Here is a 21855-nt window from a genome sequence, read left to right as displayed (position 1 = left end):
TATATGAAAATTGAAAATATTAAACCGCAAGATATAGAAAAAAAGAGTTTTGAAATAATAACTGAAATTTTAGGAGATAGAGTATTAGATGAAGAAAATGCTGATGTAATTAAAAGAGCTATACATACTTCAGCAGATTTTGATTATGCTGATAATCTTTATTTCAGTGAAGGAATAACTAAAAAATTAGTTGAAGCTATTAAAAATGGAGCAGATATTGTTACTGATACTCAAATGGCAAAGTCAGGTATAAATAAAACTTTATTAGCTAAACATGGTGGAGAAGTTCACTGTTTTATGTCTGATGAAGATGTGGCTAAAGAAGCTAAAGAAAGAGGAGTGACAAGAGCTATTGTAAGCATGGAAAAGGCAGCTAGGCTAAATAAACCTGTTATTTTTGCTATAGGGAATGCACCAACTGCTTTAATTAAGGTTGATGAGTTAATTAAAGAAGGTAAGGTAAGTCCTGTAGGGGTAATTGGAGTTCCTGTGGGGTTTGTAAATGTTATTGAATCTAAGGAGAGAATAATAAATTCTGGAGTTCCATGCATAGTTGCTAGAGGAAGAAAAGGTGGAAGCAATATAGCTGCTGCTATTGTTAATGCTCTAATTTACAAGCTTGGAAGAAATTAAGTTAAGGTAAGTGATAATAAATGAAACTGGGTTTAATTGGACTAAAAAGAGACATAGATATAAGTATTAGAGAAAAGTTTGCTTTTTCAGGTAAGAAAAAAGATGAAAAGTTAAAAGCTCTTTTAAGGGAATTTGAAGAAGCAGTTATTTTAAGTACTTGTAATAGAACTGAAATATATGTAAGTCATGATTTAGAAGATGATGAACTTTTGGATAAGGTATTTTCTATCTTAGGTTATGATGAAAGTTTAAAGAAATATGTTTTCCTTAGAGAAGATTATTATACCATAAAGCATTTATTTAGATTAAGTGCTGGTTTTCACTCTAAGATTTTAGGTGAAGACCAGATCTTAGGTCAAATAAGAAATGCTTATATGGATTCTTATGATATTGATGGTGTTTCTAAAAATTTAGGAAGGCTTTTTGAAAATGCCATAGCCTGTGGCAAGAAGTTTAGAACAGAGGCTAAGCTTTATGAAATACCTGTTTCATCAATATCTATTGTTACAGATATGTTTATACATAAAGATTTAAAAAAGATTATGGTACTTGGATATGGGGAAATAGGTAAGCTTGCCATAAAGTATCTTGAAAAAGGTGATTTTGAAGAGATATATCTTGTTCTAAGAGATATTAATAAAGCAAAGGGTATTGAAGACAACAGGGTTAAGGTTATAACTTTTAATGAGAAAAATAAAGTTATTAATGATATGGACGGTATAATTGGAGCTACTTCAGCGCCTCATTCAATTGTTTTAGAAAAGGATATAGAAGATGAAGGCAAAAAGATTTACTGCTTTGATATGGCAATTCCAAGGGATTTTGAAGAAGCTGTTTTAAGAAAAGAGAGAATTGAAGCTTATAATATTGATGAAATAAGTAAAATTGATGATGCTAATAAAAAGCTTAGAGAAGAGAGAATGAGAGAAAATGAGTATCTTGTTTATGAAGCTATAGAAGAATTTCAAGAATGGCTTAGAATACGTCAGATTTCAAATCAAATAAAAAAAATTAAGAGTAATGGTGACGAGATTTATAAGAGAAGACTTGAAAGTTTTAAGCATAAACGTCAAAATTCTGAAGATACAAAGTTAGTAGAAACTCTTTTAAAGAGTACATCAGATGTTTATGTACATAGGGCAATTAATCTTTTAAAGGAAGAGAAGCTTAAAGGAAGTGAAGGAGAGTGCTTAAAGATAATTCAAAAAATCTTTGCCCCAGAGGAGATAGGATAGACTACACTTTCCTTTCTCTTTTGTCTAATAAGATAAATGTAGGGATTATAGGTCTTGGAAAAGCTGGTATAATAAAAGCAAAACATTTTTTAAAGGAAAATGTAAAAGTTTCTATTATAGATAAGGAGCTTGCTTTAAAGGATTTAGAGCCTTTAAAGGAATTTAATAATTTTAAGGCAGAATGTAGAGAATATGAAAAGGACTTTATTTTAGATAAACATATAATAGTTATTGCTGTTAATGATGAAAAGGCACGAGAAAGAATAAAAAAAGACTGCGATGCTTTATCTAAAATTTATATAGATTGTACAAACTTTAAAGAAGGTATTGCTGCATTGCCTGTACAAAGGGAAACAGATAATATTATATTTGGGGTTAACACAAGAGGTGGTAATCCTAAAGCTTCTGTTATGTCAGCTAATAAAGCTTTAGAAATATTAAAAGATTATGATGGCTTTGTAGAACTTACTACATATTATAGAAATAAATTTAAGGAATATCCAGACTTAAAAGAGGATGCTTTAAAGTTTTTATTTTGTGATGATTTTTATTTCTTTTTTGAGAGAGGAAAAGCTAAAAAAGTTATGAAACTTTTTTATAATGAGGTGTAACTTATGGAAATTATTATAGCAACGAGAAAAAGTATTTTAGCTCAGATTCAGGCAGACTACGTTGGAGGTCTTATATCTGAATCGAAAGAAAATACATATAAAAAGCTTTTAGTAGTTACAGAAGGTGATAAGAGACTCGATGTAACTTTAGATAAAATAGGTGGAAAAGGCTTGTTTACAAAGGAAGTAGAACTTGCACTTTTAAATAAAGAGGCTCATGCAGCAGTTCATAGCATGAAGGATGTACCTTTTGATTTAATTAGTGAATTTGAAATAACAGCCATTCCTAAAAGAGAAGATGTTAGAGATGTTTTTGTTTCTAATTCAGATATTCATTTTGAAGAACTTAGAAAGGGCGCTAAAGTTGGAACTAGCAGCATAAGAAGAGGAGCACTTTTAAAGCAGCTAAGACCAGACCTTGAAATAGTACCTATAAGAGGTAATGTTCAAACTAGGTTTAAGAAAATGGAAGAACAAAATTTAGATGGAATGATTTTAGCTGCTGCAGGTCTTAAAAGACTTAATATGGAAGATAAGATAACTGATTATTTTGACCCTAAAGTATTTCTTCCAGCAGTTGGGCAAGGAGCACTTGGAGTTGAAACTTTAAAGAATTTTGAACATAAAGATATTTTTAAAGCTATTGACGACGAAGATGCAAGAATATGTGTTGAAGCAGAAAGAAGCTTTATGAAATCTTTAAATGGAGACTGTCACAGCCTAATAGGTGTTTATAGTACTTTATCTGGAAGTGACTTATATTTAGTAGGTACATATGAATACAATGGTGAAATTGTTAAGAAAGATATTTTAGGAAGCAGAGAAAATCATTTAGAGCTTGGAGAAGCTTTAGGACAAAAGATAAAAAGGAGGATTTAAGCTTATGGTATACCTTATAGGAACAGGACCTGGAGATGAAGAATTATTACCCCTTAAAGCAGTAAAAGCACTTAAAAAATGTACAGCTGTTTTATATGATAGATTAGGTGCAGGTAATATTTTAAATTACTTAAATGAAGATTGTGAAATTTACTATTGTGGTAAGGAACCTGGGGCTCACTATAAAACTCAAGATGAGATAAATGATACCTTAGTCAGACTTGCTAAAGAAGGTCATACAGTAGGAAGAATTAAGGGGGGAGACCCTTTTGTATTTGGAAGAGGAGGAGAAGAAATCTTAGCTCTTTTAGATGCAGGTGTAGATGAATTTGAAGTTATCCCTGGAGTTACGTCTCCAGTATCAGTTTTAAGCTATGCTGGAATTCCAGTCACTCATAGAGGTATAGCACAGGATTTTCATATTGTAACTGGTATGAGCAAAGGTACTTTAAATGTTAATTTTGAAGCTTTAGCTAAGGAAGATGGAACACTTATTTTTATGATGGGCCTTGGAAACTTAGGAAACATAGTGGGAAATTTAATTAAGTATGGAAAGTCTAAGGATACAAGGGCTGCAGTTGTAATGAAGGGAACTACTTCAAAGCAGAGATCTGTTACTGGAACTTTAGAAAATATAGAAGAAAGAGTTAAAGAAGCAGGATTTGTTTCACCATGTATAATAGTTGTAGGGGAAGTAGTTAAATTTAGTGATAAGTTTAACTGGTATGAAAAGAAACCTTTATATGGACATAACATCTGTATTACTCGCTCGAGAGACCAGTCTTACTCTTTAAAAGATAAACTAACTTCATTAGGAGCAGAGGTTACTCCAATTTATAGTTTGAAAATTGTAGATAAAAAGAGTAATCTAACATTAGTAAACCTTGAAGATTATAAGCATATAGTTTTAACTTCTGTTAATGCAGTTAAGATGTTATTTGCATTTATAAAGGAGAATAAAATTGATATAAGAAGCATTAAAGCAGACTTTTATTGTGTGGGAAAGGCAACAGCTAAGGCTTTAGAAGAAAACTTTATAATTCCAAAGCTTACATGTAAGGAGTTTTTAGCTTCAGAGCTTATTTCTGAATTAAAGGATATAATTAAGGTTAATGAAAAAGTATTATGGCCAACTTCAAGTATTGCTAAAAATGATATGAAAGAAGAACTTGAAAGCATTGGAACTATTGTAGATAGAGTTGATGTTTATGATACAGTATGTGGTGACTTATTAGATGAAAAGGTATTTGATGATGTAGATGAAGTTTTCTATACAAGTCCAAGTACTGTAAAGAATATGATTAAAATGCTTGGAGTAGAAAAGTTAAGAGGTAAAAAGGCCATTTCTATAGGACCTGTTACTTCTAAAGAACTTGCAAAAAACAATATAGACTATCTTGAATGCAGCAAACATTCAGAAGATGGCTTTATTGATGAAATTATAGATTTATTAAAATAAGGAAGTGTATTACTTTATGTTAAACAGAGGTAGAAGATTAAGAGCTAATAGCGCAATAAGAGATATGGTAAGAGAGACAACAGTTACAGCAAATGATTTAATTTATCCTATATTTGTTGTAGAAGGTGAAAACATTAAAAATGAAATATCATCTCTTCCAGGCTGCTATCATTATTCAATTGATAGATTAGATGAGATTATAAAGGAAGTTGAAGAATCTGGAGTTAAGGGAATACTTCTTTTTGGAATTCCTGATAAAAAGGATGCTTGTGGTTCAGAAGCTTTTGCTGAAGAAGGCATTGTTCAAAAAGCTATAAGAAGAATTAAGGAAATAAATGAAGATATTTATGTAATAACAGATGTATGTATGTGTGAATATACTGATCATGGGCACTGTGGAATTTTAGATGGACACAATGTTGATAATGATAAAACTTTAGAATACTTAGGCAAAATATCAGTTTCTCATGCAAAAGCTGGAGCTGATATGATTGCTCCTTCAGATATGATGGATGGAAGAGTTGGATTTATTAGAAATGCATTAGATGAAGCAGGATTTTATAATATTCCAATTATGAGCTACTCAGCAAAATTCTGTTCAGCTTTTTATGGTCCATTTAGAGATGCAGCAAATTCAGCACCTCAATTTGGTGATAGAAAGGGTTATCAAATGGATCCAACTAATAGACTTGAAGCCCTTAAGGAAGTTGAAATGGATATTAAAGAAGGAGCAGATATAGTAATGGTTAAGCCTGCTCTTTCTTATCTTGATGTAGTAAGAGAAGTTAAGAATAATACTAACCTTCCTGTAGCAGCTTATTCTGTAAGTGGTGAATATGCCATGATTAAGGCTGGAGCAAAGGCTGGACTTATTGATGAAGAACGTATAGTGTTAGAAACTCTTACTTCTATTAAGAGAGCTGGAGCTGATATGATTATTACTTATTATGCTTTATATGCAGCTAAGAGACTTTAATAATTGTGCTTTTAAAAAATAAGGATTCAAATTTTTGATATAATCCCACTTAAGTAGACAGATGAAATAATTAAATTTATCTATCTATGAAGGTGGGATTTTATTATGCCAAGAAAATTAATATTCATATCCATTATCTTTTTCTGTCGTATAGTCAGTAAAAAGTGTTATTTATTTCTAAAATTACTGAAAACTTAAAATAAGCTAATATTTATTGGTATAAATAAAAGATTTTTTAGTTATTTTATGAAGCCTTTTGTTATTTTACGACAGCCTATATTTCTTCAAGAAGCAATAATATACTTTTAAGATAATAGTGTTGAAAACAATAAAATCTTTTTATATAATTCTTGATAACTTGTGTACATAATTTAGATTGAAAAAAGGCGAGAATTATTTTATATAAGCTTTGGGTATATTTTATTGAAGCTTATTGAACTTACGTGTTTATTTTCAACTATGGTATTTTAAATTACAGATAGAAGCTTTTAAGCTTTTAATGTTTGTTAATTTAATAAAAAGGAAATTTTGGGTAAATAAATTTAATAATATTATTTAATAAGTTGTTAAATTAAGAAGTTTAGGCTGTATCAAAATTTTGATACAGCCTAAATTTCGCATGTTAAATCATCTCCAATTTCCTGATGAACATTTTCTCCTAAATCATAAATTTTATCTTTCTCTAATTTATCAAAATATTCTGTAGGTTTAGTAAGTATTTTTCATTTTCATTGTATTCGTCAAAGCCATATAAGTATCCAATTGAAGCTTTTTCAACACTAGTATGAGAATGACATTCTATATTTTTTTTAATTGCATCAGAGACAACAATAACTTCATATAAATCTTTATTAGTACTTTGATTACATAGAGAAAGCAAAGACAGTTCTAATAACTTACTTCTGTTATAGGTAGATACTATAACACTAACTTTGTAGTTATTCCACATATAAACAACTCCGTTTATTAAAAATATCTAAATGCGAGTATAACATATCAGTGAAAAATTACAAATAAAAGGTGTATTGGGATAAAAAGAAAAGTTAAGATGCCGAAAACAGTAAATGAGATAAGATGAGAATTATTGTATTTAATGATCACTTTAATTGTAGTCATTAAATTATCAAAAGTTTTATTTGAGAGTAGTTACGGGAAGTAGATATGTGGTAAAATTAATATTAAATTAGAACTATTCCTTAAATATAACATTTTCTTGCAAAAACCAAAGAAATAATATAACATTAGAGTAACAATAAGCAATAAATAAGCTAGTTTAAGGAGGAAAAATATGTTTTCACAAGAAATGTATGGACTAGGGAGCACTGGTTCATCAATAAGAAGAGTAGCTGGAGAAGCAGCTAAGAGAAAAGCAGAAATTGGAGAAGAAAATGTTTTTGATTTTAGTTTAGGCAATCCTAGTATTCCTGCACCAGAAATCGTTAAGAAAACTTTAATTGAACTTATAGAAAATGAACATGAAACTATTCATGGATATACTGCAAATAAAGGAGATGCAGAAGTTAGAAAGTCAATAGCTGATTATATTAACAAAACTAACAATACTACTTTAACAGCTGAAAATATTTATATGACAGTTGGAGCATGTGCATCTTTAAGTATTGCTATTAAAGCTGTTGCTGTGGAAGGTGATGAAATAATTACTTTTGCACCATTTTTCCCAGAGTATAGAGTTTTTGTTGAAGGCTGCAAGGCTAAATTAGTTGTAGTTATGCCTAATATGGATAACTTCCAAATTGATTTTAATGCTTTTGAAAAGGCTATAAATGAAAAGACTAAGGCCGTTATGATAAACTCTCCTAATAATCCATCAGGAGTTGTTTATACTGAAGAAACTATTAAAAAGTTAGCAGACCTTTTAAATAGAAAATCAAAGGAATATGGACATGCAATTTACTTAATTGCAGATGAACCTTATAAAGAAATTGTTTATGATGGAGAGGTTCCATGCTGTTTAAATTACTATGATAATACTTTTATCTGTTATTCATACAGTAAGTCTTTATCACTTCCTGGTGAACGTATTGGATATATTGCAGTTTCTGATAAAATGGAAGAATCAGAAAAGGTATATCTTGCATGTTGTGGAGCTGGAAGAGCTTTAGGATATGTTTGTGCACCAGCATTATTCCAAAAGCTTGTAGCTAAACTTCAAGGAGTAACTGTTGATGTAAATATTTATAAGAAAAATAGAGACTTAATACTAAGTGGTTTAACTAAGATAGGTTATGAATGTGTAAAACCTGATGGAACATTCTACTTATTTGTTAAGACTTTAGAAGAAGATGCAGAAGAATTTAGTAAGACGGCTGCAAAGCTTAACTTATTTGTAGTTCCAGCAGATCCATTTGGATGTCCTGGTTATGTAAGAGTTTCTTACTGTGTTAAACCAGAAACTATAATTAATTCACTTCCTAGATTTGAAGAATTATATAATCAGTATAAGTAATATATAGCTTCTAGACCATACCAATCTATTTTTGGTATGGTCTTATTTTTTTAATGTGATTTATGAATTTTATTGAGGATAATATTATAATAATAAAGGTATAGAAATTATTTAAGGAATGATTTATGAAAAAAGTTTTATATTTACTATGTGTGGTTACGTCTTTATTTTTAGTAGGTTGTGCTTTTATCGACAATAATAAAGATGTAAGTGATGAAAGCTCTAGTCATATTTCCTTAAAAGACAAAAAAGAGGATATGTTAAATAGAGCTGAAAAATTAAAAAATCAATATGATGTGAATAAAGCTGTAGAAGTACTTAAAGAAGATGAAATATTAGCAAAAGATGAGGAGTTAGAATTAAAGATAGAAGAGTATGAGGAATATAAAAATACTTTTAAAAAGTATAATGGAGATATTAATCATATATTCTTTCATAGCTTAATTGTTTATCCTGATTTAGCCTTTGATAGTATTGGACACGATGCAAATGGCTATAATATGTGGTTTGTAACTGTAGATGAATTTAAAAATATGCTTCCAAAACTTTTAGAAGATGGCTATGTTTTAGTTGATATTACTGAAGTTTATAAGAAGGATTCTTCAGGTAAAACTGTAAGACAGGATATTTATCTTCCAGAGGGAAAAAAGCCTCTTATAATTTCTCAAGATGATGTTAATTATTATGATTATATGAAACTTGATGGATTTGCTGAAAGACTTGTTCTTGATGATGAAAATAGGGTTTCAACTCTTGTTAAAAATAAAAATAATGAAGAAGAAGTAACAAGAGATGGAGATTTAGTACCCATAGTAGATGATTTTGTTTTAGAGCATCCAGACTTTTCTTATCATGGAGCTAAGGGAACTTTAGCTGTTACTGGTTATGAAGGAGTTTTAGGTTATAGATTAGATTCTGAAGAAAATAAAAATGAAGCTATAAGGGTTTCAGAAAAGCTTAAAGAAGAAGGATGGACTTTTGCAAGTCATTCTTATACTCATAATGGTGATGGATATTTTCAAGGAGTTCAAGATTATAATAATTTAAGAAGTGATTTTACTAAATGGCATGATCAGATTGAGCCTATAGTAGGTAAGACAAATGTATTTATTTCACCTTTTGGAGCTGATTTAGAAGGAGATAATATTAATCTTGTTTCAGAGTTTGGTTTTGATATTTACTGTAATGTGGGAAGAGTACCTGAAAATAGGTATGTAGGTAATCTTTTAATTACTCCTAGATATAATATTGATGGGTATTCTTTGGCTTATTGTAAAGATAGTTTAGTCAAGTCATTTTTTAATGCAGATTTAGTTTTAAAGCCTGGGGTAAGGCCTGTTTTAAGAGTAGAGGAATAATTTTAAAAGATAAAGGGAATAAGTATGAATATATATTATGATTTGAGGTGATTTTCATATTTAGAGTGAAGAAAACTTTTAGTTTTTTAATATTATTCATAGGTTTTATCCTTATATTCCCTGTAATAAATATACCAGAGAAGATATATGCTAAGGATATATATTTATTTGAAAAAGGATATAAAAATGAATATATATACATTAATAATATACCTATTGATGTTTTTGTTTCCTACAGCTATGAAGAAGAAAAGAATGATGGATATTCTACTAGTACTAAAAGGGTTGTAAGTGTTGATTCTGTAAGTGCTGTATGTAAAGATAGTGAATATGGAGGCTTTTTATATGCCTCATCAAGCTACAGTGGAATTTCTATACACATAAATGTTTATGGTACCTTAAGACATAAGTCTGATACTGATAAAAATATTGTTGTTAGTGAGGACTATTATTTTGATATTTAAGAAAAAATATTATTTTTCTTTTATACAGAAATCTATGTTTATACTAGACATAGATAAAAAGAAGATATAATTAGATTTTTTAAAAGTAATCTAATTATATCTTCTTTTGTTTCTGGCTTTTTGAAAAAAGCTATCTTAATTTGGAATTTTTAACTATAATTCAACTTCTCTTTCAGGAATAGTCATCTTTATAGCTTCTTCTATTTCTTCAAGTTTTGTAAAATCCTTAGGATCTACAAACATACATGTATATCCTTTTTCAGCAGCTCTACCACATCTTCCAATTCTATGTATATAGCTTTCTGGGGTTTCAGGAATATCATAATTATAAATATGGTCAACACCTGAAATATCTATTCCTCTAGCTGCTACATCTGTAGCTATTAAGTATTGTATCTTAGCATCTCTAAAGTTTTTCATTATTCTTTCACGCTTATTTTGAGGTACGTCACTGTGAATTTTTGCACAATTAAAACCATCTCTTGAAAGTCCTATTTCTAAGTTGTCAGCTCTTCTTTTTGTTCTACAGAATATAAGAGCTAAAAATGGATTGTCTTCATTTAAAACCTTTTTTAGGGAATCTTGTTTCCATCTGTCTGTAGTTTTAACAACTTCTTGTTTTATATTATCTAAAGTAATACTTTCTTTTTTAATTGAAACTACTTTAGGATCATTCATATATCTATAAGCTAACTTTTTAACCTTTGAGTCCATAGTTGCTGAGAAGCAAAGCATTTGATGTTTTTTAGAACAATACTTTTTAATATCCTCAACTTCATTTTTAAAGCCCATTAAAAGCATTTGGTCAGCTTCATCAAGAACAAAAGTCTTAAGCTTTGAAAGATTAACAGAACCTCTCTTTAAATGGTCTAGAAGTCTGCCTGGTGTAGCTATTATAAGATGAATAGGACTTCCTTTAAGTTTTTTTAGCTGAGAGCCTATATCTTTTCCACCATAGGCTGCAAGAATATTTATATTTTTAACTTCCTTAAGTTTTTCACATTCATTATAAATTTGAATAGCAAGCTCTCTTGTTGGTGTTAATATTAAAACTTCTGTATTTTTTGATGACTCATTTATGTTTTCAAATACAGGAAGAATAAATGCTAAGGTTTTACCTGTTCCAGTTTGAGCTTCTGCAATTAAATCATCTCCTGCTTTAATAAAAGGGATTGCTTCTTCTTGAATAGGTGTTGGTGCTTTTATACCTTCTTTAAATAATTTATTTTCAATATCTTTACTAATTCCTAAATCTCTAAAATTCATATTTTCAGCCTTTCTTATCACTTTTTAAAACTCTTATATAATAACATAGACTTAATATTTTTACTAACATAGTTACAAAATTTCAATCATAAAATTAAGTGAGATACTATTTTTTGGGAGTGATTTTTATGGAGCTTATATGTACAATTGGACCTAAAGTTAAAGGGAAAGATGATATAGAAACTTATATAAAATGTGGTATGACCATGCCTAGATTTAACTTTTCTCATGTATATTATGAAAGGTTTGACTCACTCCTAAAATCTTGTACTAATATGAAAAATATAATGGGGGACTTAAGGGGAAATAAAATAAGAATTTCAAATAAGTTTAAGGGAGAAACTAAGGTGGCTCATGGCTCTAAAATAGCCTTTTGTTTAGAAAAGGATTATGAAGAACTTTTTTATAGTAATATTCATCATTTAATTGTTCCTATATCTTATGAAGGAAGCTTTAAAGATTTTGAAAAAGTATCTTGCTTTTATATGAAAGATGCTACTATGAAGTTTAAAGTTAAAAGAATATTTCCAAAATTTATTTCAGCTATAACAACTAATGGAGGAATTTTAAGGGCAGAGAAAGGAATTAATGCTCCAGGTCTTGATAGAAGCAATTTAAGTCTTACAAGTAAGGATAAATATGATATTGACTGGGGAATACAGAGAGGTATTAATATTTTTGTTTTATCCTTTGTAATAAGTAAAGATAATGTTTTAGAGCTTAGAAATTATATTAATGAATCAAGAAGGAAAAATGGCATTAAGGAAAAAATAAAGGTTTATTCTAAAATTGAGTGTCAAGAAGGGTATGAAAACTTTGAGGAGATTTTAAAGGTAAGTGATGGCATAATTTTAGGAAGAGGCGATCTTAAGGGTGAGATGAAAATTGAAGAAATTCCAATTGTTCAGGAGAGCTTGGTTAAAAGAATGAAAAAGAGCAGAAAGAATTTTTTTATAGCAACCTATCTTCTTGATTCTATGACAAGGTTTAGGGAGCCTTCGCCTGGAGAAATTATTGACATATATGAAATGTGCAAAAATAAAGTTAATGGAGTTATACTATGTACAGAGCTTACAGTAGCTAAAAGACCTGAAAAAATTATCTTTGCTATGAATAAGTTTATAAAGGAGTTTAATTTTTAGTACCCTTGTTTAATTTTCTATAGCGTGATAACCTTTATAAAGGCAATTTTTTATTAAGGAATGATTGAATTATGAATTTTACAGCAATAGATTTTGAAACAGCTAATGAAAAGAGAAACAGTGCTTGTTCTATTGGTATAACAAGGGTTGAAAATAATAGAATTGTTGATGAGAAGTACTTTTTAATAAAGCCTCCAGAGATGAGGTTTGTTCCTCAAAATATATGGATACATAATATTCTGCCTGAGGACGTTATAAATGAAAGAACCTTTGATGAAATATGGCCTGAGATTAAGGAATATTTTGAAGGAGAATTAGTTGTATCTCATAATGCTTCCTTTGATTTTAGTGTTTTAAGAAGTCTTTTGGATACATATAATATAGAATATCCTTTTCTTAAGTATGCTTGTACAGTAATACTTTCACAAAATCATATTGAAGATGTTAAAAACCACAAGCTTAATACTATGGCAGAGTATGTGGGACATGAGTTTAATCACCATCATGCAGGAGAAGATGCCGTGGCCTGTGCAAAAATTATGATTTATATATGTGAAAAACTTGGAATTAATGATTATGTTTCTCTTAATTTAAAGGGTGGACTTACTTTGGGAGAAATTTATGAAAAAGGGTATACTCCTTGTTCTTCTTTAATAAAGAGAAAGAATGTAATTACTAAGAAGGAAGCTTTAAAGGAAGTATCTTTAGACTTAGAATCTAATTACTTTAGAGACAAGGTTTTGGTGTTTACAGGTCCCCTTGAGTCTATGAAAAGATATGAAGCATCAGAGATTGTATACAGACTTGGAGGAAGTGTAGGTTCTAGTGTAACTAAGAAAACTCAGGTTTTAGTAACTGGTATAAAAAATAGAGAAAGAATGGATCTGAAATATAAAAGTACAAAGCTTAGAAAGGCTGAAAGGCTTATTTCAGAGGGACAAGAAATTGAGATAATAAGTGAAGAGGAATTTTTGAGACTTACAGGACTTAGATAAGGTTTTATTTTTCTATACTGTTATTTTCTCTTTTTATATAGTAAAATAAATGAGACAAAGATAAGGAGGCTTAGAAATTTTGAGTAATGTAATTATTATTGGTGCAGGTCCTGCGGGTATGATGGCAGCAATGACGGCTGCTTTAGAAGGTCATAAATGTACTTTGCTTGATGGAAATGAAAGAATAGGAAAAAAGCTTTTTATTACAGGCAAGGGAAGATGTAATGTTACTAACGCTAAGGACATTTCAGAGTTTTTTGATTACATACCAGGAAATCCTCACTTTTTATATAGTGCCCTTTATTCATATACAAATGAAGATACCATGAATTTTTTTGAATCAAAGGGAATAAAGTTAAAGGTAGAAAGAGGGGACAGAGTGTTCCCAGCTTCAGATAAATCATCTGATATTATTAGAGGACTTGAAATGGGTTTGAAAGAAAATAATGTAAAAGTTCTTTTAAAACATAAAGTTACTGATATAATATGCGAAGATAAAATGATAAAAGAAATTATTGTTAATGGCTCAAAGAGAATGAAAGCTGATTATTTTATAATAGCAACTGGAGGAGCATCTTATCCCTTAACAGGTTCAAAGGGTGAGGGTCAAAGGTTTGCTAAAAAGGCTGGTCATAAAATTATACCTTTAAAACCTTCTTTAGTTCCTATAGAAATTGAAGAAGAATGGGTGAAAAATATAAAAGGTCTTACTCTTAGAAATGTTTCAGTAAACATCAAAGATGGCAAAAAGAGCCTTTATAAAAAACAAGGTGAAATGAAGTTTATGAGCTATGGAGTTACAGGTCCTATTATTTTAAGTGGAAGTAGGTTTGTAAAAGATAAAAAGTATACTATGACTATAGATTTAAAACCTGCTCTTGAAATAAAAGAACTTGATAAGAGAGTTCAAAAAGATTTTCAAAAGTACTTAAATAAGGAATTTAAAAATTCTTTAAATGAACTTCTTCCAAGGGATCTTATTCCTATTATAATAGAACTTTCAGGTATTAAAGAGGATAAGAAAGTAAATGAAATTACTAAGGAAGAAAGAAGAAGACTTGTAGATACTATTAAGGGAATTAACCTTACTATTAAGGGGTTAAGACCAATTGAAGAGGCAATAGTTACCTCAGGTGGAGTTGATACCTTAGAAATAGACCCTTCTACAATGAAGTCGAAAATAGTTAATAATCTTTCTTTTGCAGGTGAAGTAATTGATATAGATGCATTTACTGGAGGATATAATGTTCAAGTAGCATTATCTACTGGGTTTATTGCAGGAAGAAATATTTGACTTGTAGAAAATAGTAAAAAATTATATAATTTAATGAGAGTTAAAAAAAGAAAGGTGGAAATTCACTTTGAAAATATGTGTAGCTATTGATGGACCTGCAGGAGCAGGAAAAAGTACTATTGCAAAGCTGGTAGCTAAAAAGTTTAACTTAATGTACATAAATACAGGTGCTATGTACAGAGCAGTAGCATTAAAATCAAAAGAAAATAATTTAAATCCTGAAAATGTTGAAGAAATTTGTAATATTATAAAAGATATGAAGATGAAATTCGAAAACGATGACTTAATTTTAGATGGCGAAAATGTTCAGGATAAAATAACTATGCCAGAAGTAAGTTCAATGGTATCTGCTTATGCATCAATTCCAGAAGTAAGAAAGATTCTTGTTTCTCTTCAAAGAGATATGTCAAAAGAATTTGATGTAATTATGGACGGGAGAGATATTGGTACAGTAGTATTAAAGGATTCACCTTTTAAATTCTTCTTAACAGCTTCACCAGAAGAAAGAGCTGAAAGAAGATATAAAGAACTTTGTGATAGAAATGTAGAATGTAGTTATGACAAAATATTAGAGGATATAATAGAAAGAGACTATAAAGATACTCACAGAGAAACTGATCCTCTAAGAAAAGCAGATGATGCTATAGAAATTGATACAACTGGATTAAACATTGAGGAAGTAACAAATTTAATTTGTGAAAACATAAAAAAGAAGCTTTAATATAAATTTATATAAAGCTTTAGGAGAAGAGTTATGCGAAGTGTAAAATTAGCTAAAAATGCTGGTTTCTGCTTTGGCGTTCAACGTGCAGTAGAATCAGCACTTAATATACAAAAAGAATATAATAAGAGAATCTATACTTTAGGACCTTTAATTCATAATAATGATGTGGTTAAGTACCTAGAAGACAACAACATATTTGCTGTTGATATTAAAGATATTGATACTTTAGAAAAAGGTGATGTTGTTGTAATTAGATCTCATGGGGTAGGTAAGAAGACTATAGATCTTCTTAATGAAAGAGAATTAGTTGTTAAAAATGCAACATGTCCATTTGTTACTAAAATTCAAAAGAAAGTTCAGGAATTTTCTAATGAAGGATATGGAATAGTAATTTTAGGAGATAAAAATCATCCTGAGGTTATTGGAATAAACGGATGGTGTGATGATAATGCAATAATAACAAAAGATGGTTCTCTTCCAGAGAATCTACCAGAGAAAGTATGTGCAGTATCACAAACTACTGAGAAAAAACAAAATTGGGATAATACTATTGAAAATTTAGAAAATAGTCAGGTCGAATTTGAAACATTTAATACAATTTGTCTTGCAACAGATGAAAGACAAAAGAGCGCTTATGAGTTGTCTAAAGAAGTAGATGCAATGATAGTTGTAGGTGGAAAGAATAGTTCTAACACAACTAAGCTATACCAAATTTGTAAGGGTAATTGTGAGAACACTATTCATATAGAAAATTCCTCAGAATTAACTGATGAGTTTATAAATAATAAGAATTTTAATAAAATTGGAATTACAGCTGGTGCATCCACACCAGATTGGATAATTAGGGAGGTTTTTAAGATTATGCAAGATACTGTTAACAATAATGATGAACAACTAAAGATGATGGAAGAAATGGATAAGAGATTCAGAATTGGTGACGAAATTGAAGGTGAAATACTTTCAAAAAATAGAGACGAAATAGTAGTTTCTCTAGTAGGATACAAATCTGATGCAGTTATTCCATTTAAAGAACTAACAGCTAAGGAAGAACCAGAAAAAATGGCTGAAAGACTTAATGTTGGTGACACAATAAAGGCTAAGGTTGTTAATTTAAGAAATAATGATGGATACGTAGTATTATCAAGACTTGAATATGAAAAGAACGAAGCTTTCGAAGCTTTACAAAAATTATTTGATGAAGGAACTATCTTCGAAGTTAAGGTAGACGAAGTTAAGGAAAAAGGATTAGTTGCACATTATAATGGTGTAAGAATATTCATTCCTGCATCTCAAATAGATACAAAGTTTGTTGATAATAAGGAATCATTTAAAGGTCAAACTTTAAGAGTTAAACTTATAGAATTCTCAACAGGAAGATTCAACAAGATAATAGCTTCAAGAAGAGTTATATTAGAAGCAGAACAAGCTGAAAAGGAAGAAAAAGCATGGGCTTCATTTAATGTAGGGGATGTAGTTAAAGGTGAAGTTAAGAGATTTACTAACTTTGGTGCATTCGTTGATGTTAATGGTGTTGATGGATTACTTCACTTATCACAAATCTCTTGGAGACATGTAAATAAGGTTGAAGATGTATTAAAGAAAGGTGATATAATCGATGTTAAGATTATAGATCTTGATAAAGATGTTAAGAAACTTTCTTTAAGCATTAAAGAATTAACTCCAGAACCATGGTCAAATGCTAAGGAAAAATATCCAGAAGGATCAGTAGTACTTGGTAAAGTAGTAAGATTAAATGACTTTGGTGCATTTGTTGAATTAGAAGCTGGTGTAGATGGACTTGTTCATATCTCAAAGATAAGCCATGACAGAATAGAAAAACCATCAGACGTTTTATCTGTAGGTCAAGAAGTTAAGGCTGTAATTCTTTCAGTTGATGAAGAAAACAAGAGAATAAGCTTAAGCATGAAAGATGTATAGAATATAATTGCTTATATAATAGTAATTATTTTATTAAACTCCCCATATTAATTTATAGGGAGTTTTTTTCTTAGTGTTTGGAAATGAGGTTTTTTAAGGTTATGATAAGAGTTGAAAAATTAAGTAATGATAATTTTAAAGATTTTTCTAATTTATTAGAAGAAGCAAAAAGTAAAAATGAATACTTAAGGGACTTTTTTAGGTTTTATGATAACAAATCCTTTATATTTAGATACATAGTAAGAAAGATGGTTTATATTATAAAGTATAATGAAATTTATATAGGTTATATATGGATAGAATCTCCTTCTTATGAAAGTAGCAAAGCAGCTGATATATATATCAAGGAAGAATATATAAAATACTTTACAGGAAAGCTTTTACTCATTTTAAAAACAGAAATTGTTACTCTTGAATGTTTTGAAAATGAATATTCAAGAAAAATTTTAAAGGCTTTAGATATGATTCCTATAAGAAAAACATATTTAATGAAGCTTGAAAATTATAAAGAAGAACCAATTAAGCTTTCAGAGAATTTAAGTTTTAGTATTTATAAAAAGAGAAAAGATGCTTTAGCTAGATGCAATGTTCAAAATAAAATTTTTTTTAGTAATGCCAGAGTTCCTTTAAATATTGAGGATATTTACTATGATGAAAAACAAGATTATTTTTTAGATAATCTTTCTTTATTCTTAAAATATGGAGAGAAAGAGATTGGATATGGACAGATAATTTATTCTGGAAATATGAATTTAATAGTTAACTTTGGAATTATTGAAGAGTATAGAGGAAAGGGCTATGGAAGGCTTTTAATAAATAAGCTTATACAACTTGCTTTTAAAAACAATATTAAAGATTTATATATAAGAGTTGATACCAATAATAAGGCTGCTCTTAATTTATATGAAGATATGGGCTTTAAGACTATAGGAAATTTTCTTGTGTGGATGTGGGCCAAAGATACTAATTTTCAAAAAATGGTATGAAATTAAGGAAATATACTTTTAAACTATATTATATGGGGTTTAAAAGTATATTTCCTTAAATTTTATTTATTTAACTTTTCTTTAAATTGAGCAAGATTAATTGGATTAAAAGCAATAACATCAGTACAGTGAATTGTTATTTCTTCAAGATCTACAGTGTTATTGTTTCCATATATAACGGTAGCATCTTCAAGAACTACTAAACTACCATCTCCGATGATTTCAAGTTCTTCATCTTCATTTTGCTCATGAAAAATATCTACATACTCTGTTTTATAATCATTAACTAATTCTGCTGCATGAGGTATATCTGTTTCAGAATATACAGGAACTATTTTTCCTATAATCATACCAAAGCTAGTCATAATCATAGCGCCATCAAAGTCAGATTTATTTTTTGAAGCTTCTAATAGTGCTGATAAACCTTCCATATTTAAGTATTTTGATGAAACTTTAGCCAATATATTCACCTCCATTTCTTTTTATTAATACTATAATAACACTAAATAAGTTTTTTTCAAAACATTTTATGTAAAAAAAGAAGGGAAATGGAATTCAATATAGAATTGTATCATTGGGGTGGTATTATGAATGATAAAATTATAAAGGTTAAGCTTATGGGAGAGGATGAGGAAATTACTTTTAGCATTGAAGGAAATACTACATATAATATAGCTTCATCACAAATGTATAATATGGAACACTGGCTTAATACTGAATCTGTATCTATTATGGTTACTTGCAATAATGGTAATAAGGTGGGGCTTAATAAGTTTAATGTTCAATATGCTGAAATATTAAATATATAGAAAAATTATTTGGGGCTATCGTACTAAAGATAATATGATGGTATAAGAAGCTACTTTTGCCTATCATGAAGAAGATTATAAAAGAAAACTAATTCCTTAGTATAAAAAATAAATCCTAACATTAAAAGTTAGGACTTATTTTTTAGTTTTTTTATATTTAATTTTAGCTGCTTCCTTTACTAAAATTTTATATTCATTATATATATTTACAAGGTCTATAATAGTGTTATTTAATAGTAAACTAAAGCTTTTATAGAAGGATGGATATTTAGTTTTTATATAGGATAATAGAAGCTTTTTTTCTTTTGAAGTAGATACTGCAGGAAATCTAGGGATTTTTAAATATTTTTCTTTTGCCAACATTTCTGGAGTCATAAAAAAGTAATTCATAAAGTTATAAGACTCTTTTCTTTTACTTTCTTCATCATAAATATAAGCTCCATTAGAATCAAGCTTTATTCTATCAAAGTTTATTACACCAGCTTCGTAAGGTTTTTTATTTAAGGTGCTATAATAAATATATATAAGAAGAACTTCTTTATTACCTAGTTTAGGCATTGGTTTATATGTATAATTTCTTGACTTAGGGATTTTATATATGTTATTTTCGTAAATATAAAGGTATTTACATCCAGGCATAGAATTCATTCCTTCCTTTGGTGAAAATTATATTTCTATTATGAACAAATGTACGTATTATATTCACAGTTTCAAAATTTTGAAATGAATAGTAACTTTTTAATAGACAATAATTAACTAGTATATTTTTCATTTATTATTAATCTAATATGTGATATAATACTTTAAGTTAGATTTAAAAATGGAGGAAGCTTATGTCAGAAAATAAGAATTTAAAATATTATATAGAAACATGGGGATGCCAGATGAATGAAGAAGATTCAGAAAAACTTTCTGGTATGCTTAAGTCTATTGGATATACAAGAACAGAAGAAAAAGAAGAAGCATCAATAATTCTTTTCAATACATGCTGTGTTAGAGAAAATGCAGAAAATAAGGTGTTTGGTAACTTAGGAAACCTTAAGAAAATGAAAAAGAAGAATCCTGACTTAGTAATAGGTATATGTGGATGTATGATGCAACAAAAAGGAATGGCAGATAGAGTATTAAAGGAATTCCCATATGTTGATATTATATTTGGTACACATAATTCGCATAAATTCCCTGAATACTTACAAAGAGTTAAGGCAGAACACGTTCAAATTAAAGAAATATTTGATAAGGAAACTGAAATTGTTGAAGGAATTCCAGTTGATAGAGAAAGTTCTGTTAAAGGATTTGTAACTATCATGTATGGTTGTAACAATTTCTGTACATACTGTATAGTTCCTTATGTTAGAGGAAGAGAAAGAAGCAGAAAACCAGAAGATGTTGTAAAGGAAATTGAAGAGTTAGTTGCTAAAGGATATAAGGAAGTAACTTTACTTGGACAAAATGTTAACTCTTATGGTAAAGATCTTGATGGAGAATGTAGCTTTGCTGAACTTTTAAGAAAAGTTAATGAAATTGAAGGTCTTGAAAGAGTTAGATTTATGTCATCACATCCAAAGGATTTAACAGATGATGTTATATCAGCAATTAAGGAATGTGACAAGCTTTGTGAACAAGTTCACCTTCCAGTTCAAAGTGGTTCAGATAGAATTCTTAAATCTATGAATAGACACTATGATAGAGAAAAATACTTAGAGCTTATAAGAAAGATTAAAAAGGAAATCCCAGGATGTTCAATAACAACTGATATCATTGTAGGATTCCCAGGAGAAACTGAAGAAGACTTTGAAGATACATTAAGTTTAGTAAAGGAAGTAGGATATGATTCAGCATTTACTTTCATTTACTCAAGAAGAAACCATACTCCAGCTGATAAGATGGAAGATCAAATTGAAGATTCAGTTAAACATGAAAGATTCAATAAGCTTGTTTCAGCTGTAAATGAATCAGTTATAAGAATAAACAAGGAATTTGAAGGTAAAACTGTAGAAGTTCTTGTTGAAGGACAAAGTAAAAATGATGAAACAAAGTACACTGGAAGAACTAGAAATGGACATTTAGTTAACTTTGAAGGTGATGATAGTTTAATTGGTAAGCTTGTAGATGTTAAGATAGTAAGGGCTCAACCATTCTCACTTATAGGTGAAGTAGTTAAGTAGTTTTTAAACTATTATTATAAAAGAGCAGCCTCTGTTTTTAGGGGCGGCTCTTTTATAATTTAGTAAACTTGGTTATATAAGTGGAATAAACTTATTAAGGAGGAAGTCTATAGTTAATGAAAAGGTGTACAAATGTGTTTAAAAATGTCAATGTGTACCCGAGAGGTGAGGTTAACATGAATAAACATATAACTAATTATAAACCTAAAGACTTTGCAGAATTACTAGGTGTAAGTGTGAAAACTTTACAACGTTGGGATAGAGAAGATATATTAAAAGCCAAAAGAACTCCAACAGATAGAAGGTACTATACTTATGACCAGTATTTAGAGTTTAAAGGTATCAGTAATATTACTACAGATAGAAAAATAGTAATTTACACAAGAGTTTCTACAAATGGACAGAAAGATGATTTGAAAAATCAAGTTGAGTTTCTTCTTAACTTTACATC

Annotated in this window: 22 protein-coding genes; 18 read left to right on the top strand and 4 right to left on the bottom strand. The window is 29.2% G+C overall.

Annotated features, from left to right (window positions below; genetic code table 11):
- Window positions 1-3: 3 nt before the first annotated feature.
- The 6 genes from BM384_RS03975 to hemB are packed head-to-tail and all read left to right on the top strand — an operon-like array spanning window position 4 to window position 5793.
- Window positions 4-633: a precorrin-8X methylmutase gene (locus tag BM384_RS03975; protein ID WP_090011296.1), complete on the top strand. Its 630-nt coding sequence runs from the start codon at window positions 4-6 to the stop codon at window positions 631-633.
- A gap of 20 nt (window positions 634-653) precedes the next feature.
- On the top strand, window positions 654-1868 hold the full coding sequence (gene hemA, locus BM384_RS03970) for a glutamyl-tRNA reductase (protein WP_090011293.1): 1215 nt from the start codon (window positions 654-656) through the stop codon (window positions 1866-1868).
- On the top strand, window positions 1820-2479 hold the full coding sequence (locus BM384_RS03965) for an NAD(P)-dependent oxidoreductase (RefSeq protein WP_090011291.1): 660 nt from the start codon (window positions 1820-1822) through the stop codon (window positions 2477-2479). Before hemA ends, BM384_RS03965 begins: the two co-directional genes overlap by 49 nt.
- A gap of 3 nt (window positions 2480-2482) precedes the next feature.
- Complete coding sequence (gene hemC / locus BM384_RS03960; RefSeq protein WP_090011289.1) at window positions 2483-3358, top strand: hydroxymethylbilane synthase; 876 nt, start codon at window positions 2483-2485, stop codon at window positions 3356-3358.
- Between the two features lie 4 nt (window positions 3359-3362).
- The gene (gene cobA / locus BM384_RS03955) at window positions 3363-4817 is read left to right on the top strand and encodes a uroporphyrinogen-III C-methyltransferase (protein WP_090011287.1); all 1455 of its coding nucleotides are present in this window, start codon (window positions 3363-3365) and stop codon (window positions 4815-4817) included.
- A 16-nt stretch (window positions 4818-4833) separates the two neighbouring features.
- Window positions 4834-5793 carry a porphobilinogen synthase gene (gene hemB / locus BM384_RS03950; protein WP_090011285.1) on the top strand — a complete coding sequence of 320 codons (960 nt, stop codon included), beginning with the start codon at window positions 4834-4836 and terminating at the stop codon, window positions 5791-5793.
- Window positions 5794-6475: 682 nt separating this feature from the next.
- Here the strand turns inward: hemB and BM384_RS03945 are convergent.
- Window positions 6476-6742, bottom strand: a complete 267-nt coding sequence (locus BM384_RS03945) for a glycosyltransferase (RefSeq protein WP_090011283.1) — start codon at window positions 6740-6742, stop codon at window positions 6476-6478.
- A gap of 339 nt (window positions 6743-7081) precedes the next feature.
- Here BM384_RS03945 and BM384_RS03940 point away from each other — a divergent pair, with 339 nt between their 5' ends.
- The 3 genes from BM384_RS03940 to BM384_RS03930 all read left to right on the top strand — a co-directional run bounded on the left by BM384_RS03940 (window position 7082) and on the right by BM384_RS03930 (window position 10082).
- Window positions 7082-8260: a pyridoxal phosphate-dependent aminotransferase gene (locus BM384_RS03940; RefSeq protein WP_090011281.1), complete on the top strand. Its 1179-nt coding sequence runs from the start codon at window positions 7082-7084 to the stop codon at window positions 8258-8260.
- A gap of 125 nt (window positions 8261-8385) precedes the next feature.
- Window positions 8386-9618 carry a hypothetical protein gene (locus BM384_RS03935; RefSeq protein WP_090011279.1) on the top strand — a complete coding sequence of 411 codons (1233 nt, stop codon included), beginning with the start codon at window positions 8386-8388 and terminating at the stop codon, window positions 9616-9618.
- Window positions 9619-9683: 65 nt separating this feature from the next.
- Window positions 9684-10082, top strand: a complete 399-nt coding sequence (locus tag BM384_RS03930) for a hypothetical protein (protein ID WP_090011277.1) — start codon at window positions 9684-9686, stop codon at window positions 10080-10082.
- Between the two features lie 153 nt (window positions 10083-10235).
- Here the strand turns inward: BM384_RS03930 and BM384_RS03925 are convergent, their stop codons facing one another.
- Window positions 10236-11348, bottom strand: a complete 1113-nt coding sequence (locus tag BM384_RS03925) for a DEAD/DEAH box helicase (protein ID WP_090011311.1) — start codon at window positions 11346-11348, stop codon at window positions 10236-10238.
- A gap of 128 nt (window positions 11349-11476) precedes the next feature.
- Here BM384_RS03925 and BM384_RS03920 point away from each other — a divergent pair, with 128 nt between their 5' ends.
- From BM384_RS03920 to BM384_RS03895, 6 genes are all read left to right on the top strand, one after another.
- Complete coding sequence (locus tag BM384_RS03920) at window positions 11477-12490, top strand: pyruvate kinase (RefSeq protein ID WP_090011275.1); 1014 nt, start codon at window positions 11477-11479, stop codon at window positions 12488-12490.
- A 71-nt stretch (window positions 12491-12561) separates the two neighbouring features.
- Complete coding sequence (locus BM384_RS03915; RefSeq protein WP_090011273.1) at window positions 12562-13485, top strand: exonuclease domain-containing protein; 924 nt, start codon at window positions 12562-12564, stop codon at window positions 13483-13485.
- A gap of 79 nt (window positions 13486-13564) precedes the next feature.
- A complete protein-coding gene (locus BM384_RS03910) occupies window positions 13565-14779 on the top strand; it encodes a BaiN/RdsA family NAD(P)/FAD-dependent oxidoreductase (protein WP_090011271.1) in 1215 nt (404 codons plus the stop codon).
- A 67-nt stretch (window positions 14780-14846) separates the two neighbouring features.
- On the top strand, window positions 14847-15500 hold the full coding sequence (gene cmk, locus BM384_RS03905; RefSeq protein WP_090011269.1) for a (d)CMP kinase: 654 nt from the start codon (window positions 14847-14849) through the stop codon (window positions 15498-15500).
- 33 nt (window positions 15501-15533) lie between these two features.
- Entirely contained in the window at window positions 15534-17441 is a 1908-nt protein-coding gene (locus BM384_RS03900; protein ID WP_090011268.1) for a bifunctional 4-hydroxy-3-methylbut-2-enyl diphosphate reductase/30S ribosomal protein S1, read from the top strand.
- Between the two features lie 101 nt (window positions 17442-17542).
- Window positions 17543-18427, top strand: coding sequence for a GNAT family N-acetyltransferase (locus BM384_RS03895; protein WP_175537274.1), 885 nt, complete (start codon window positions 17543-17545; stop codon window positions 18425-18427).
- A 62-nt stretch (window positions 18428-18489) separates the two neighbouring features.
- Here BM384_RS03895 and BM384_RS03890 read toward each other — a convergent pair whose 3' ends face one another.
- Window positions 18490-18888 carry a hypothetical protein gene (locus tag BM384_RS03890; RefSeq protein ID WP_090011264.1) on the bottom strand — a complete coding sequence of 133 codons (399 nt, stop codon included), beginning with the start codon at window positions 18886-18888 and terminating at the stop codon, window positions 18490-18492.
- A 126-nt stretch (window positions 18889-19014) separates the two neighbouring features.
- On the opposite strand from BM384_RS03890, the gene BM384_RS03885 reads away from it, so the two are divergent.
- Window positions 19015-19236 carry a hypothetical protein gene (locus BM384_RS03885; RefSeq protein ID WP_139232040.1) on the top strand — a complete coding sequence of 74 codons (222 nt, stop codon included), beginning with the start codon at window positions 19015-19017 and terminating at the stop codon, window positions 19234-19236.
- 135 nt (window positions 19237-19371) lie between these two features.
- On the opposite strand, the gene BM384_RS03880 is transcribed toward BM384_RS03885, so the two are convergent.
- Window positions 19372-19884, bottom strand: coding sequence for a hypothetical protein (locus BM384_RS03880; RefSeq protein ID WP_207650696.1), 513 nt, complete (start codon window positions 19882-19884; stop codon window positions 19372-19374).
- A 185-nt stretch (window positions 19885-20069) separates the two neighbouring features.
- On the opposite strand from BM384_RS03880, the gene miaB reads away from it, so the two are divergent.
- Both miaB and BM384_RS03870 read left to right on the top strand, forming a co-directional pair.
- On the top strand, window positions 20070-21404 hold the full coding sequence (gene miaB / locus BM384_RS03875) for a tRNA (N6-isopentenyl adenosine(37)-C2)-methylthiotransferase MiaB (protein ID WP_090011258.1): 1335 nt from the start codon (window positions 20070-20072) through the stop codon (window positions 21402-21404).
- A 188-nt stretch (window positions 21405-21592) separates the two neighbouring features.
- On the top strand, window positions 21593-21855 hold a 263-nt coding region (locus BM384_RS03870; protein WP_242945946.1), incomplete at its 3' end, for a MerR family DNA-binding transcriptional regulator.

This window comes from Clostridium sp. DSM 8431, assembly GCF_900116755.1.
Lineage (GTDB): Bacteria > Bacillota > Clostridia > Clostridiales > Clostridiaceae > Clostridium.
Note: the sequence above shows the minus strand (reverse complement) of the source record. Positions and strands in the feature narration are given on the sequence as shown.

What these genes read in the sequence shown, in the direction of transcription:
- BM384_RS03925 (WP_090011311.1), bottom strand. Translation starts at nt 11,348, where the DNA reads ATGAATTTTAGAGATTTAGGAATTAGTAAAGATATTGAAAATAAATTA.
- cobA (WP_090011287.1), top strand. Translation starts at nt 3,363, where the DNA reads ATGGTATACCTTATAGGAACAGGACCTGGAGATGAAGAATTATTACCC.
- miaB (WP_090011258.1), top strand. Translation starts at nt 20,070, where the DNA reads ATGTCAGAAAATAAGAATTTAAAATATTATATAGAAACATGGGGATGC.
- BM384_RS03940 (WP_090011281.1), top strand. Translation starts at nt 7,082, where the DNA reads ATGTTTTCACAAGAAATGTATGGACTAGGGAGCACTGGTTCATCAATA.
- BM384_RS03945 (WP_090011283.1), bottom strand. Translation starts at nt 6,742, where the DNA reads ATGTGGAATAACTACAAAGTTAGTGTTATAGTATCTACCTATAACAGA.
- BM384_RS03975 (WP_090011296.1), top strand. Translation starts at nt 4, where the DNA reads ATGAAAATTGAAAATATTAAACCGCAAGATATAGAAAAAAAGAGTTTT.
- BM384_RS03915 (WP_090011273.1), top strand. Translation starts at nt 12,562, where the DNA reads ATGAATTTTACAGCAATAGATTTTGAAACAGCTAATGAAAAGAGAAAC.
- hemC (WP_090011289.1), top strand. Translation starts at nt 2,483, where the DNA reads ATGGAAATTATTATAGCAACGAGAAAAAGTATTTTAGCTCAGATTCAG.
- BM384_RS03895 (WP_175537274.1), top strand. Translation starts at nt 17,543, where the DNA reads ATGATAAGAGTTGAAAAATTAAGTAATGATAATTTTAAAGATTTTTCT.
- BM384_RS03900 (WP_090011268.1), top strand. Translation starts at nt 15,534, where the DNA reads ATGCGAAGTGTAAAATTAGCTAAAAATGCTGGTTTCTGCTTTGGCGTT.
- hemB (WP_090011285.1), top strand. Translation starts at nt 4,834, where the DNA reads ATGTTAAACAGAGGTAGAAGATTAAGAGCTAATAGCGCAATAAGAGAT.
- hemA (WP_090011293.1), top strand. Translation starts at nt 654, where the DNA reads ATGAAACTGGGTTTAATTGGACTAAAAAGAGACATAGATATAAGTATT.
- BM384_RS03885 (WP_139232040.1), top strand. Translation starts at nt 19,015, where the DNA reads ATGAATGATAAAATTATAAAGGTTAAGCTTATGGGAGAGGATGAGGAA.
- BM384_RS03935 (WP_090011279.1), top strand. Translation starts at nt 8,386, where the DNA reads ATGAAAAAAGTTTTATATTTACTATGTGTGGTTACGTCTTTATTTTTA.
- BM384_RS03920 (WP_090011275.1), top strand. Translation starts at nt 11,477, where the DNA reads ATGGAGCTTATATGTACAATTGGACCTAAAGTTAAAGGGAAAGATGAT.
- BM384_RS03880 (WP_207650696.1), bottom strand. Translation starts at nt 19,884, where the DNA reads ATGAATTCTATGCCTGGATGTAAATACCTTTATATTTACGAAAATAAC.